The sequence below is a fragment of the Streptococcus sp. FDAARGOS_522 genome, assembly GCF_003812445.1.
In the GTDB taxonomy this organism is placed as follows: Bacteria; Bacillota; Bacilli; order Lactobacillales; family Streptococcaceae; genus Streptococcus; species Streptococcus agalactiae.
Map to the genome: position 1 here is coordinate 1,255,116 of NZ_CP033808.1, position 14,755 is coordinate 1,269,870.

A 14,755-nucleotide genomic window follows, 5' to 3' on the forward strand; every position below is an offset into this window, starting at 1 on the left:
TATTATCTCCTTCAATTATCCTTCAAAGCTGCCAAGTCATTGTCTTTTAGAGTCTCATGTAATTCTTCTTCATAGAAAGTTTTGTCTTGATCAGACCATTGATAATGTTTAGCCATCTCATCAATAACAGGCTGAATCAAAGAATCTAAATTATCTCTCATGAAAAGCATATGGTTCGTACGTCTTAAGAAGAAATCCGTTGGGCTAAGCGCCATTTCATAATCCATAGCATAGTGAAGTGACAACGTTTCTACCAAGCTCAGACCTTCTGCTTCTGTAATTTGGCGTGTCAATGCAAATAATTTTGGTGCATTTGACCCATAAAGGTTAGCAATATAACGTGCATCCTCAATACTTAAACCACTTAGTGTGCCCAATTGAGCATAAGCTTCAATTTCAGAATCAACATTAGATGGGTTAATCTCTCCTCCTGAAACAGGATAGGTTTTAGAATTGATTAGTTTAAACTTGCGATTATATTCTTTATCCAAAATGTTAATAATAGTTTCCATGGCACCTTCTGCCATTTTTCGATAATCAGTAATTTTACCACCAGCAAGTGTTAATAGGCCATTATCATCACGCTCAAAACTTGATCCTCGAGAAACAGCTGATGGGTCCAATTCTTTTTCAGAAGTACTAGATTCTACATGAGAAATAGCTTTTTCAACATCCTCACGATGATTTTTATGTGCAATATAATCTTTAACGGAATCAATTAATTCTTCAAAACTTTCATCGCTTAGTTTTCCACTATTTCCTCCATTATAGTCAGAGGCACTATTCCCTGATAGTAGTGGACGCAAACCTGCCCATGAACTCTCAATATCATCAATAGTAAGCTCTGCTTCTGGGAAGCGTTTGTTTACAATATTAAGGAGGTAGTCAACATCTTCTTTAGTTACCGTAGGATGTTCTAAGTCTCCATGGTAATCAGTATCTGTAGTTCCAAAATAAGTCTTATCTTCACGTGGCAAAACAAAAATCATGCGACCATCATTCAGGCCTGTATCAACATAAACAGGTTGAGAAATATTTAATTTTTGGCGATCTACAACTAAGTGAACTCCCTTAGTTGGACGTAATTGATGAATTTGTTTACCTTCATTGGAGAAGTTGCGAACGGTGTCACTCCAAGGTCCAGTTGTATTAATAACAAGCCTAGCTTTTATATCGATAACTTGGTCAGTCAACAAATCACGCGCACGTACTCCTATAATTTGATTGTTGTCATCAAATAAGAAGTCCTCAGCTTTGACATGACTGGCAATATAAGCTCCATCCCTATTAGCGCGTTTAATATTTTCAATCACTAGGCGTGCATCGTTATTACGGAAATCTAAATAGACCCCTCCGCCTAGCAAACCTTCTTTTTGTAAATCAGGCTCACGCTTAAGAACATCTTCTGCGCTTAAAACTTTATTGGCTGCGGGTGTGTTTGTCACACCTGCTAATAAATCATATAAATCCATAGCCACTTTAAGGCGAAACATACTAAAAGTAGAACCCGGCTCATCGTAAACCGGTAAAAGCATTGGATCTGGCTTAGGAATGTGTGGTGCAATTTGCTGCACGACTGCACGCTCTGATACTGTATCAGAAACAACTTCTACATCAAATTGCTTCAAGTAACGAAGACCACCATGGACCAATTTTGTTGAGCGACTACTTGTCCCTTCTGCAAAATCTTGCATTTCAATAAGTCCAGTATCTAATCCACTAGCTGCTGCTTGTAAAGCGACACCAGCGCCTGTGATACCCCCACCTATGATAAGTAAATCCAGAGTACGATCTTGCATTCTTTGTAAGGCTAAACGTCGTGTTTCTCGTGAAAATTCCATCTCTACACCCCCTTAATCCTCTTGAGCAAATACTTGTGTCGCTTTGACAGCTTTTCTCCACCCTTTATACAGTTTTTCTTTTCGAGACTCATTCATTGTTGCTTGGAAAAGTTGTCCTGTTGCGTTCAGTTCTTTTAGTTCATCCATACTTTCCCAATAGCCAACTGAAAGTCCGGCTAAGAAAGCTGCACCCAAGGCAGTAGTTTCAAGGTTCTTCGCACGAGCAATATCAATCCCTAAAATATCCGCTTGGAATTGCATTAATAAATTATTCATTGCAGCTCCACCATCTACACGAAGTTGTTGGATATCAATTCCTGAATCAACTTGCATAGTGTCAATAACGTCTCGTACTTGATAAGCAATTGACTGAAGTGTAGCTTTAACAAAATCTTCTTTACTTGTCCCACGAGTTAATCCAAATACTGACCCTCTAGCATTTGAATCCCAATACGGTGCACCCAAACCTGTAAAAGCTGGAACCACATAAACCTCATCGTCACTTGTTGATGATTGAGCAAGGCCTTCTGACTCACTTGACGTTTCAATCATTCTAAGACCATCACGTAACCATTGAATAGCGCTTCCTGCAATGAAGATTGATCCTTCAAGTGCATAATGAACCTTACCATTAATGCCGTAACCAATCGTTGTTAATAGATTATTTTGAGACAGTTGCATCTCTTCGCCCGTATTCATGATAATGAAGGAACCTGTACCATAAGTGTTTTTTACCATACCAGGTTCAAAGGCCAACTGTCCAAATAATGCTGCCTGTTGGTCACCAGCCATACCAGAAATTGGCACCTCTCCACCGTAAAAATGGAATGGAGTAGTTTTCCCATAAACTTCAGAATTAGATTTTACTTCTGGTAACATTGCTTTAGGAATATTTAGTAACTCTAAAATTTCATCATCCCATTTAAGTTCTTTAATATTATAAAGCATCGTACGAGCAGCATTTGAATAGTCTGTAACATGGACGAGACCATCAGTTAACTTCCAAACTAACCAAGTATCAATTGTTCCAAAAAGCAACTCTCCTTTTTCAGCACGTTCCTGTGCTCCAGGAACGTGGTCTAAAATCCAACGAACTTTTGTTGCTGAGAAGTAAGCATCAATGACAAGACCAGTTTTTTCATGAATCATGTTAGTATGACCTTCTTGCTTCAATTGATCAGCAATCGGGGCTGTTTGTCGCGATTGCCATACAATAGCATTATAAATTGGAAGACCTGTTTTTTTATCCCAAACAACAGTTGTTTCACGTTGATTGGTAATCCCAATAGCCTCTATCTGTCCAGGTTTGATGCTTGATTCAATAAAAGCTCCAGCAATGACAGATTGAACAGAATTCCAAATCTGATTAGCATTATGCTCTACCCAGCCTGCTTGAGGAAAAATTTGGGGAAATTCTTTTTGGCTACTCGCAATTTTTTCACCTTTTTTATTAAAAATAATTGCTCGAGAGCTTGTTGTTCCCTGGTCAATCGCCATAATGTATTTTTCTTCTGAAGACATAAACTTCCTCCTTGAAAGTAAGCGTTTTCTTTTTGTAATTCTATTATACCTAAATCAGTCTATCCTGCACTATCAAAAATTTAATATGCTCCTAAAATTTTTGATAAGATATCATCAATAACACCAAATTAGCCAAATAATAGCTAAATCAATAATCATTCCGATATACCAAACTAGTCTGAAATACCATTTAGTCGTTTTATGACGAAAAACTTCTCCACCTAGGAATGCACCAAATCCCCCTAATAATAAACTCTCTATCATCAATGTTTTCTCACTAATACGCCATGCCCCTCTAATTGCACGCCTTTTATCAATAGCATAGGTTGCAAATACTAAAATATTCCATAACAGTAATGCTAATAGTAATTCAATCATTATTTTTTCCTTCCTAATAAAAAAGGCGAGACAAAGATTATCTTTTGCCCCACCCAAGTGTTGACTTTAATCTAAAATTGTCTCACCATTAAGAATTTGGATCATCCAAACTACGACCATGTAGTCCTTTTTCTCTCTGGACTTGACGAAGTTTTTCCGGGGTAACATCATTGCCCTCATCATCCACTAATTTAATTCCTTCAACGTGGTGACGGACTGATCGGCGGAAACCTTCAATATACTCTTCACGGAGCTTTGCTTGTTCAACCTTCTCTTCTCCGGTCAATCCAACTGTTTTTTTCCTTTTTGAAAGCTCGTTAATACGAGCAATTTTTTTAGGATCCATAAAATGCCTCCTTATTTTGTGTTTAATAAGTTAAAAGCAGCGACTGTTCTTGCCTTTGCAACAAGGCTATTGAGTAAAGCCAGACGATTTTGTTTCATTTTTTCATCATCTGTCATTACCATTGTATTATCAAAGAAATCATTAATAATTGGACTAAGTGCGAAAAGCTTATCTAAGTTGTCATGCATATCCTCAGTCAGTTCAAGTGACAAAATAGCTTGATATAGCGCCTTCTCTTGATTATTTTCAAACAATGAAGAGTCCACCAATACAGAATGAGTAACTTTTTCAGCTAAATTAAATGCACGTGACAAACTTTCAACGGAAACTTTATATTGAGCATCCTTGCTCTTTTGCACCAATGCTTGACTAGCTTCTAGAATAAGGCTAACAATATAAGTGTCTGATTCTAAAACGGCTTCTCGAATATCTTTAGGGACCTTAGAGCCAATCATCTTTTCAATACGAGCTGAAATAAAGGCCATGACCTCTTTTTGATTAGCATAATCTAAACTAGCAAACGATAGACCATAAAGGTTAGTTACTAATTCATCAAGTGGGATATCCCAACCAAAAGCTTCCAAAATACGGACAATCCCCTGAGTAGCTCGACGAAGAGCATATGGATCATTTGAACCACTTGGAATCAAACCAACTGAGAAGAATGAAAGTAAGGTGTCAAATTTATCAGCTAAAGCTAGAATTGCACCAACTCTGGTTTCTGGAAGCTCTCCATCTGCAGATGTCGGCATATAATGTTCACGTATCGCTGCTGCTACTGCGGGCTGTTCCCCTGCAAGTAAGGCATATTTCTCACCCATAATACCTTGTAATTCATCAAACTCATCAACCATTCCAGTTAAGAGGTCAAATTTATAAATACTTGCAGCTCGAAGCACAGCTAATTTTTCTTCATCAGAAAGATCTGCCTTCTCAGCCAAATATTGTGAAATAACTTTTACACGATCCATATGTTCATAAAGTGAACCAATTTTTTCATGGAAAGTTACTTGTTTTAATTTCTCAACTAAATCTGCAATATTAAGTTTCTGATCTTCTTGCCAGAAGAATTCACCATCTTCAAGACGAGCCACTAAAACTTTTTCATTACCTTTTATAACATTTTCGATATGCTCAGCATTTCCATTACGCACAGAAATAAAGTTTGGTAACAATTTTCCATCCCTGTCGCGAACAACAAAATAGCGTTGATGATTTTTCATTGAAGTGACTAAAACTTCTTCAGGTACATCAAGGTATTTCTCGTCAAAAGAACCCAAGAATGCTGTCGGATACTCAACTAAATTAAGCACTTCATTTAGTAAATCTTCGTCAATTTCAACTGAAATATTTTTCCTTTCTTCGATAGCATGAATTTGATTAACAATCATTTGCTGGCGTTCTTTTGCATCAGCAATAACAAATTGTTGTCGCAAGTCATCTTCATACGAACTGGCAGATGAAATTTCAGTGTCAGAACCCAAGAAACGGTGTCCTCGACTAATACGCCCTGAATGAATATCAAGGAAGTCTAGCTCTAAGGCTTGATCATCTAATAATACCACTAAAGTGTGAACTGGACGAATATATTCAAAACTATTATTTGCCCAATGCATGTTCACTGGGAAAGTCAATTCTGTTAATACCTCTGTCACACTCGCTAAAACATCAATCGCACTTTTTCCAGTTTCATGCTTAGTGACATAAACATATTCTTCTCCCTTAACTTCACGAAATTCGATATCATCAACACTTAAACCTTTTCCGCGAACAAAACCTTGGGCTGCTTTAGAAAAATTCCCTTCTGCATCCAAAGCAATTTTCTTAGAAGGACCCTTGAAATCTTCTGTTAAATCTGTCTGCTGGTCTGCCAATCCTTTCACACGAACAGCCAAACGACGTGGAGTTGAAAAAGTTTGAACAGTTTCAAATGATAAACGATGATCCTCTAAAAACTTGACCATTTTTTGGCCCAATTGCTTCTCACTCGGTGTCACAACATAAGCTGGCAACTCTTCAAGGCCAAGCTCCAATAATAAATCTTTAGTCATTTCCTACTCCTTACTGTAAAACGCTTCAAATGCTTCTCTTAAATCCTGATTCATCTTATCAAGAACAACTTGCCTATCTAAAATATCGGTACCTTCTGCACGAACAACACAGAAATCATCAAAAGCCATAAAATCTTTAAAGATAGCTTTTAAATAATGAACAGGAAATTCATATGGACTATACTGTCCTTTAGAATAAATAGAACCCGCAGATTCTAACATAAGCAGACGATAGTCATCTGTCATTAATCCGACTGAACCATTTTCAGTGTACTTGAAAGTCTCACCTGCAATAAAAATATTATCAATATAAGTTTTTGCTCTAGCAGTCACATTGTAATTGTGCATTGGAGAAACAAAGACAATACGGTGATGTGACTTAAACTGTTCAAGTAAATCTTTAGAGATTTTAGCTTGAACAATCTCATCGGCTGTTAATTCCAAACCCTTTCTTTGTTTAGACCAAATCGAAAGTAGTACTTCTTTCGTAATTTCTGGCAAAACACAATCATATAAATTTAAAATAGATAACTGATGGTTAGGAAAATGCTCATTATAAAGTTCAATAAACTTTTCTTGTAGAATAGTTGTAAATGAGTACGGATTCGAAAAATCAGGATGACTATAAACAATGAGTGTGTTCATTAGTCTTCCTCAGCAAGTAATTTGATACGAGTTTCCTCATCCAAAAGTGGGAAACCAAGTTTTTTACGTTCGGCAACAAAGGTTTTAGCAACAACACGTGCTAAATTCCGGATACGTGCAATATAGCCTGCACGCTCAGTAACAGATACTGCTCCACGTGCATCTAATAAATTAAAGGTGTGTGAACATTTAAGGACGTAGTCATAAGCTGGATGAACAAGTCCTTCTTCTAAAGCACGTTTTGCTTCTCTTTCAAATTTCTCAAAGTTTTCAAGTAACATTACTTGGTCTGATATCTCAAATGAATATTTTGAATGCTCATACTCTGGCTGAGTAAAGATTTCACCATATTTAACACCTGGTGCCCACTCAATATCATAAACAGAATCTACCTCTTGAATATAAGAGGCTAAACGCTCTAGTCCATAAGTAACTTCAGAAGTTACAGGACCTGTTTGAAGTCCACCTACTTGTTGGAAATAAGTAAATTGTGTTATTTCCATTCCATCAAGCCAAACTTCCCAACCTAATCCAGCTGAACCTGTAGATGGATTTTCCCAGTTATCTTCAACAAAACGGATATCATGCTCAAGTGGATTGATACCTAGTAATTCCAAAGACTTCAAATAAAGTTCTTGAATATTTGACGGCGAAGGCTTCATTACCACTTGAAATTGATGATGTTGGTAAAGACGGTTTGGATTTTCGCCATAGCGGCCGTCAGCTGGACGACGTGATGGTTCAACGTATGCAGCATTCCAAGGCTCAGGGCCTATAGCACGTAAGAAAGTATAAGGGCTCATTGTCCCTGCTCCTTTCTCATTATCATAAGCTTGCATTAACATACAGCCTTGGTCATTCCAAAACTGTTGTAAAGTTAGAATAATTTCTTGAAAAGTTAATTTCTTAGACATCATTTTCCTTCTTTCACACTTTATTACAGCTGTTGGGAAGGTGACAACAATTGACTTAAAACGGACAAATGATAAAAACCACGTCCTACACCACCTATGCCCAACAGCACAGGGGCGTCAAAGACGCGGTTCCACCCTAATTTATTACTTCATTTTTGATTGTACTTTTACTCACTAAAAAGTGCCAATATTCATCCTATTCTACCCAACTTTCACTACCTTGAGCTCGCTAAAAAAACAGCTGATGAACACCTCTTCTTACTGAGACAGTATAACAAAAAATGACTTTTATGTCTACTATTTATCTTATTCTTAATATACCCTAGACTTTTTGATTCCATTTGGAATAATGATCGTTTTTAATAATAAGTTTTCTTCACGAATTCTTAAATAAATAACAAAAGCATAAATTGGCAAGACAAATAATGCTGTGTATTTAGCATGACACAATAAAGTTACACCTAAAAGTTCAGGAGCAATATTTAAGAAATAGTTAGGATGCTTAACAACCCTAAATAACCAGTGATCTACAAATTGATGATTTTTATCTACCATTAATTTCACTGTCCAAATACGACCAAGTAAACGTGTTACTGTATGTAACATAAACACAGAAAAAATCATCAAGCTAAGCCCGATTACGCTAACAAAATTAAAACTTGCTTTTGTTAGAATAGCCTCAGTTACAGATGAAAAATAAATGATAATATGAAGAACTGTGATTGCTTTTGAAACACCTACACCATATTCTTTAGCACCATTTTTTCTTAAGGCCTTTTCATTAGCTATAGATAGCTTTAAATAAGCTAAACGAATAATAAACATAGCGGCCATTAACCCAATAATAATTGACATTGTAAACTCCTATTGTTTTGTATTATATTACAACATTATAAGAAAAAATAGTTTTATTGTCAAACTATATTTCATTAAAAATTAATAAATTAAAAAGAACTAGTAAAAACTAGTTCTTTCAAGATTGCCAACGTTTTTCCCCATCAAGGTATGTTGCAACTAAATCTAGATGTTTATCTAATACAATAAAATCCGCTGCATAACCTTCTTTTATCTGTCCACAGACATTATCAATGCCTACAGACACTGCCGGAACATAACTCGCCATACGCACTGCCTCTTCCGGAGTAGCAATTCCCCATTCTACAACATTTTTTAATCCATCTTTGAGCTTAAGAATAGAACCAGCTAAATTACCTCCATCTTTCAAACGCGCAGTTCCATTAGACACAACCACGGGCAATTCCCCTAACATATAATCTCCATCAGGGGCACCTCCAGCTGCCATACAATCTGTTATTAATGCCACATGATTATGGCCTTTTTGTGTCATTAAAATGTCACAAGCAACAGGATCAACGTGATGACCATCGCAAATGAGTTCGGCATAGGTATTAGGTAAATTATAAACCGCACCAACCATACCTGGTTCTCGGTGTGTCAAACCACGCATACCATTATACGCATGTACCCAAACTGAGGCACCCGCCTTCACTGCCTTTTTAGCTTCTTTATATGTCCCATTAGAATGACCTAAAGCTACCGTAACACCTTGCTTTGTGATTGCTGAGACAAATTCCTCAACTCCCTCACGTTCTGGTGCCAAAGCAATTTTTGTAATCAAGCCTTTTGCAGCCTTCTGCCATTGAGCAAACTCTTCCAAGTTTGGATTTCTCATATAAATCGGATTTTGAGCTCCTTTATATTCCTCAGTAAAATATGGTCCCTCAAAATAGATGCCTTGAATTTTTGCTCCTTGTTCTTTGCCCGCTACTGCCGCAACTGATTTAGACGCCTCTTCTAGTCGCTTTGTATCTGAAGTTAGGGTTGTCGGCAAGAAAGATGTGACTCCAGTAGATAGTAAGCCAGCACTCATTCGCAAAATTCCTTCTGAATCACAATCCATAACATCAGCGCCAGCAAAACCATGAATATGTGTATCAACTAAACCAGGTGCTATTTGATAACCTGAATAATCTAAAATCTCCTCTTGTCCAGAAATATTTTCTATCCATTTACCAAAGTGATTATCTTTTATTTCTAAATAACCGTTTTCCTTTACATGATCAGCATAAAAGAATCGGTCAGCCTTGATGTACTTCGTCATCTTCTTCCCCCCATTCACTCTCATTATAACGCTTTAAGGTATTTTTGTAAATGGTATATACCTATTTTTTGACAAGTCATGGTTTATTCTAAGAAAGAACTGTACACTTGTTATAAACCACTTCACTTGGTTGTATTTTTAAGGTTTTAATTGCTGTTGCTCATAATTCTTTTCCTTCTTCAAAACTATCAATTGCTAATTCTCTTATAGTTTTTGATGAGAATGGCTAATTAAAAAGCATAGCAAAAAAGTCTAGTAAAACTAGACTTTCAGGATTTTACTGAGCAACACCTGTCCCATTAGTAGCAGGTACAGTACCAGTTCCTGGAGTCGGAACAGTATTGTTAACCCCTGGAGTAACTGGTGTATTATTCGCTTGCGGTTGCTCATAAGTTGGTGCTACATTCTGATTAACGTAACTAGAAGTATCCTGACTAGCAGGATTAGCTGTCCCTTGTTCTGTAGTTTCAGCTACTGAACTAGAGGGAGTTTGATTCCCAATCAAACCATATTGTGTCTTAACAGTATCAATACGTTTTTGTAAAGCTTCTTTAGATTCTTTGACAGTTAACTTATTGACTGCTGCTTCAGCTTTTAACACATTTTCTTCTGAAGGGGCTTGTTCTAGAATTTCTACTAAATCTGTAGCATCTTTGGTAGCTTTCTTATCTGCTTCGTCTTTAAGATACTTATCTTTTGCTTTCTTAAAACGTTTTTGCAAAGCTTCTTTTTTAGAAGAATTGGACAATTTATTTAAAGCAAGTTCGACATCCTTCAATAATTTTTCTGAAGGTTTCTTCTCAAATTTATCTAACATATCTTGTGCCTCAGTTAATTGAGAATCACTGACATGGTTAACACTGCTTTCTACAGTATCCATTTGAGTAGTGCCATGATCTTTAAATAAGAAAAACGTAACAGAAGCAAAAATTAATAAAATAATACTAGCAATAAGTGCTAAAAGTTCTTTTTTATCTATTTTCATACTCACTCCTAAAGTTTCTTCACATTATTATAACATAAACTAAAGGACATAAACAAACCTATTTTAGAAGAATCATCGTCTATCACTCTTATTTTCTACCGGTAACTTAGTTATATTTGACATCTCAACTACTTTGTATTACAATGTAGCTATACCAGTAACTTGTATTACAATATAGACAAGGATATAATATGATTCCATCGCAAATGCTAAAAGGATTACTTGAAGGAGCTATCCTAAAAATCATACAGCAAGAGGAGACTTATGCTTATGAAATCTCAAAAAAATTAAATTCTTATGGTTTTGGAGAAATTTCCGAAGGGACAATCTACCCCATTATCTTAAGGCTACAAAGCAATAAATATATAAAAGGACAACAAAAGCCTTCCCCTCAAGGACCTAAGCGTAAATATTATACGTTAACCAATGAAGGCGTGGAGCAATTAGCCCAATTTAAACAGAATTGGGAGTCACTTAGTAAAGCATTAAACAAACTACTCTAAAAATTGGAGAGGAAACTAGCATGGATAAACTGAAAAAATTACAAAAAGAAAATACGCTATTAGAAGGAAGAATTGATAACTCTAATAACCAAACCTATACAGATATGATTGTCTATTTGCGAGGTGCTAGCATTAGCCCCTACCATCAGGAGCTCATTCGAAATGATATTGTCAATATGTTATTAGAAGCACAAGAGCGACAAGCAAGTTTAGTTAGTGTATTTGGAGAAGATAGGCATGACTTTATAAACCAAGTTATTAAATCTACACCTAAAATCTCTAAGAAAGAAGAAACATTACAACGTTGGGATTTAGCCATTTTACTACTAACTATCCAAATGATTATCTTTTTAGGAGGATATCTCATTACTGAAGCACTTCAACAGTCAGTACCAGATCTAATCCCTATTACTCTATTAGATGTTCTTTTTGCAATCTTTATCAGTATTATTGCTGTCAAGATAGCTGATACCATAATATATGCTACATATAACTTCGATAAATCGAAAGAAAAGAAATATTTCTTTCGATATATATTTCTAATTCTTTCGCTTATCATAGCTTATATCCTTATAGGAAAATATTATCATCTTCCTTTCATTAATATCCCCCTTTGGATTTATTTAATTATACTGGGACTTAGCTTCTCTCTTCATATCATTGTTAAAAAATACCTGAATAAACATTATTATATTGAATTTTAAAAGAGGTATAACTATATAAAAAATAAAACGACAAGGATATTCTTAGTCGTTTTATTCTGTGCCCATTTTCACGAATGCTCTCCATGCAACTGATTTTTAAGATAAAAAATTAGTTATCTCAAATAAGCCATTTTATTGACTATTATGGTATATTAACTTCCTGTCAATTCTTTTATTGACAAGCCTGTCTTTACACACTATAATATATGATATCAAATAAGTGAGTAAACACTCACTCACTGAGAGAGGAGCAAAAAGTTATCATGAAAAAAGTCATCGATTTAAAAAAACTACAAAAAGCATATGCCTCAGAAACCGTTTTAAATAATATTAATTTGGAGGTGTTTAAAGGCGAAATAATTGGATTAATAGGACCCTCTGGAGCAGGGAAATCTACCTTGATTAAAACTATGCTTGGCATGGAAAAAGCAGATAAGGGAACAGCTCTTGTTCTTGATACTCAAATGCCAGATCGTAATATTTTAAATCAAATTGGCTATATGGCTCAATCTGATGCCTTATACGAGTCTTTAACTGGCTTAGAAAATTTATTATTCTTTGGAAAAATGAAAGGTATTCAAAAAACTGAATTAAAACAGCAGATAACTCATATTTCTAAAGTAGTAGATCTAGAAAACCAACTTGATAAATTTGTCTCAGGTTACTCAGGAGGTATGAAAAGACGGCTTTCTCTAGCCATCGCCCTACTTGGAAACCCCACAGTTTTAATCCTAGATGAACCTACCGTTGGAATTGATCCATCCTTGAGGAGAAAAATCTGGCAAGAGCTAATTAATATTAAGGATGAAGGACGTTCTATCTTTATTACAACCCACGTTATGGATGAAGCAGAATTAACAAGTAAGGTTGCACTACTATTACGTGGAAACATTATTGCCTTTGATACTCCATTACATTTAAAAAAACAATTTAATGTGAGTACTATTGAGGAAGTTTTCTTAAAAGCTGAAGGAGAATAATCATGAGAATTATTGCAATAACTGAAAAGGTTATAAAAGAACTGTTTCGTGATAAAAGAACACTTGCTATGATGTTTTTAGCACCTATTTTAATTATGTTTTTGATGAATGTTATGTTTTCTGCGAATAGTAATACAAAAGTTAAGATTGGAACTATTAACGTTAACACGAAGGTCGTTTCAAATTTAGATAATATTAAGCATATTCAAGTGAGATCATTTAAATTTAACTCATCTGCTAAAAAAGCACTCAAATCAAATAAAATTGATGCTCTTATTTCGGAGGACAATAAATCTTATACTGTCTTCTATGCGAATACAGATTCTTCAAAGACGACTTTAACAAGACAAGCTTTTAAAACCGCTGTTAATACAATGAACAGTAAGGAACTGATTTCGCAAGTTAAAATTTTAGCTAATAAGAATCCGAAACTAGCACAATCCTTACAAACTCGCTCCAAATATATCAAAGAAAAATATAATTACGGAAATAAAAATACAGGCTTTTTTGCAAAAATGATACCAATACTAATGGGATTTATGGTCTTCTTCTTTGTTTTTTTAATTTCTGGAATGGCTTTATTAAAAGAGCGTACTTCTGGTACACTTGATCGACTCCTTGCAACTCCTGTTAAACGTAGTGATATTGTATTTGGATATATGTTATCATACGGCATTCTAGCAATTATTCAAACGATAGTTATCGTTTTATCAACTATTTGGCTACTAGATATTCAAGTTGTAGGTAGTATTTTTAGTGTCATCATTGTCAATTTTATTTTGGCTCTGGTTGCCTTATCATTAGGAATCTTAATGTCTACTCTAGCAAAATCAGAATTTCAAATGATGCAATTTATTCCCTTAATTATAATGCCTCAATTATTCTTTTCAGGAATAATCCCTCTAGAAAATATGGCAAGTTGGGCTCAGACAGTCGGTAAAATTCTACCGCTCTCCTACTCTGGTGATGCACTTACAAAAATAATTATGTACGGTCAAGGATTACCTAACGTTTCTTCAAATCTTCTGGTACTTCTTCTATTTTTAATTATTTTAACCATCGCAAATATCTTTGGACTAAAACGATACCGTAAAGTATAATACCATTTGAAAAGGAACTAAGTATGAAAAATAATATTATTTTTTCTATTGAACAGTATATTAATGACCAAGAGATGCCAAAAGGAAAACAAAAAGTTATTTTATCCGCTATAGAGCTCTTTGCCTCACAAGGCTTCCATGGAACTTCCACTGCTCAACTAGCTAAAAATGCAGAAGTTAGCCAAGCAACTATATATAAATATTTTGAAACTAAAGACAAGCTTTTGGTCTTTATTCTCGAGTTAATCGTACAAACTATTGGACGCCCCTTCTTTACAGAATTATCTACATTTTCTACTAAAGAGGAACTAATTCATTTCTTTGTACAGGACCGTTTTAAATTTATTGAAAAAAATAATGATCTCATTAAAATATTGATGCAAGAATTATTAATCAATAGTGAAACATCAACTATTTTTACTAAGCTAATAAATTCAACTGATCCAAACATTACTAAAATTTTCAACTGTTTAAGTGAAGGAAATTCGTTGAATAAAATGGAAATACTTCGAGCAGTAATCGGACAGTTCATTACTTTCTTTATTCAATTATATATCCTTAATATAAAGCCTGAAAATCTAGAGGAAGAACTAAAACAAATAGAAAAACAAATATTAAAATTACTGAGCTAGATAATACTTCTAAATTTAAAGAAAGCATTCAAT

At 35.0% G+C, this 14,755-nt stretch carries 15 protein-coding genes; 5 read left to right on the forward strand and 10 right to left on the reverse strand.

Annotated elements, in window-relative coordinates:
• Positions 1–11 precede the first annotated feature (11 nt).
• The 10 genes from glpO to EGX70_RS06330 form a co-directional block, all read right to left on the reverse strand.
• Positions 12–1,841 (reverse strand): type 1 glycerol-3-phosphate oxidase, encoded by a 1,830-nt coding sequence (gene glpO / locus EGX70_RS06285; protein ID WP_000396084.1) that lies wholly within the window; start codon positions 1,839–1,841, stop codon positions 12–14.
• A gap of 12 nt (positions 1,842–1,853) precedes the next feature.
• Positions 1,854–3,362 (reverse strand): glycerol kinase GlpK, encoded by a 1,509-nt coding sequence (gene glpK, locus EGX70_RS06290; RefSeq protein ID WP_000093527.1) that lies wholly within the window; start codon positions 3,360–3,362, stop codon positions 1,854–1,856.
• Positions 3,363–3,476: 114 nt separating this feature from the next.
• The gene (locus EGX70_RS06295; RefSeq protein ID WP_000571501.1) at positions 3,477–3,740 is read right to left on the reverse strand and encodes a DUF1294 domain-containing protein; all 264 of its coding nucleotides are present in this window, start codon (positions 3,738–3,740) and stop codon (positions 3,477–3,479) included.
• An 88-nt stretch (positions 3,741–3,828) separates the two neighbouring features.
• Positions 3,829–4,086: a DUF896 family protein gene (locus EGX70_RS06300; RefSeq protein ID WP_123948012.1), complete on the reverse strand. Its 258-nt coding sequence runs from the start codon at positions 4,084–4,086 to the stop codon at positions 3,829–3,831.
• Between the two features lie 11 nt (positions 4,087–4,097).
• Positions 4,098–6,137 (reverse strand): glycine--tRNA ligase subunit beta, encoded by a 2,040-nt coding sequence (gene glyS, locus EGX70_RS06305; protein WP_123948014.1) that lies wholly within the window; start codon positions 6,135–6,137, stop codon positions 4,098–4,100.
• A 3-nt stretch (positions 6,138–6,140) separates the two neighbouring features.
• Positions 6,141–6,782, reverse strand: coding sequence for an FMN-dependent NADH-azoreductase (locus EGX70_RS06310; protein WP_001094121.1), 642 nt, complete (start codon positions 6,780–6,782; stop codon positions 6,141–6,143).
• Entirely contained in the window at positions 6,782–7,696 is a 915-nt protein-coding gene (gene glyQ / locus EGX70_RS06315; RefSeq protein WP_000038755.1) for a glycine--tRNA ligase subunit alpha, read from the reverse strand. The genes EGX70_RS06310 and glyQ overlap by 1 nt, the downstream gene beginning before the upstream one ends.
• Positions 7,697–8,008: 312 nt before the next feature.
• Positions 8,009–8,551 (reverse strand): isoprenylcysteine carboxyl methyltransferase family protein, encoded by a 543-nt coding sequence (locus EGX70_RS06320; protein ID WP_000022339.1) that lies wholly within the window; start codon positions 8,549–8,551, stop codon positions 8,009–8,011.
• Positions 8,552–8,669: 118 nt separating this feature from the next.
• Positions 8,670–9,818, reverse strand: coding sequence for an N-acetylglucosamine-6-phosphate deacetylase (gene nagA, locus EGX70_RS06325; RefSeq protein ID WP_000170470.1), 1,149 nt, complete (start codon positions 9,816–9,818; stop codon positions 8,670–8,672).
• 277 nt (positions 9,819–10,095) lie between these two features.
• Complete coding sequence (locus tag EGX70_RS06330) at positions 10,096–10,803, reverse strand: hypothetical protein (protein ID WP_000687001.1); 708 nt, start codon at positions 10,801–10,803, stop codon at positions 10,096–10,098.
• 191 nt (positions 10,804–10,994) lie between these two features.
• On the opposite strand from EGX70_RS06330, the gene EGX70_RS06335 reads away from it, so the two are divergent.
• From EGX70_RS06335 to EGX70_RS06355, 5 genes are all read left to right on the forward strand, one after another.
• Positions 10,995–11,306 (forward strand): PadR family transcriptional regulator, encoded by a 312-nt coding sequence (locus EGX70_RS06335; protein WP_000613124.1) that lies wholly within the window; start codon positions 10,995–10,997, stop codon positions 11,304–11,306.
• Positions 11,307–11,326: 20 nt separating this feature from the next.
• On the forward strand, positions 11,327–12,010 hold the full coding sequence (locus tag EGX70_RS06340; protein ID WP_000359380.1) for a hypothetical protein: 684 nt from the start codon (positions 11,327–11,329) through the stop codon (positions 12,008–12,010).
• 263 nt (positions 12,011–12,273) lie between these two features.
• On the forward strand, positions 12,274–12,990 hold the full coding sequence (locus tag EGX70_RS06345; RefSeq protein WP_000755579.1) for an ABC transporter ATP-binding protein: 717 nt from the start codon (positions 12,274–12,276) through the stop codon (positions 12,988–12,990).
• A 2-nt stretch (positions 12,991–12,992) separates the two neighbouring features.
• Positions 12,993–14,090: an ABC transporter permease gene (locus EGX70_RS06350; RefSeq protein WP_001219926.1), complete on the forward strand. Its 1,098-nt coding sequence runs from the start codon at positions 12,993–12,995 to the stop codon at positions 14,088–14,090.
• A gap of 23 nt (positions 14,091–14,113) precedes the next feature.
• Entirely contained in the window at positions 14,114–14,722 is a 609-nt protein-coding gene (locus EGX70_RS06355) for a TetR/AcrR family transcriptional regulator (protein WP_000794361.1), read from the forward strand.
• Positions 14,723–14,755: the final 33 nt, after the last annotated feature.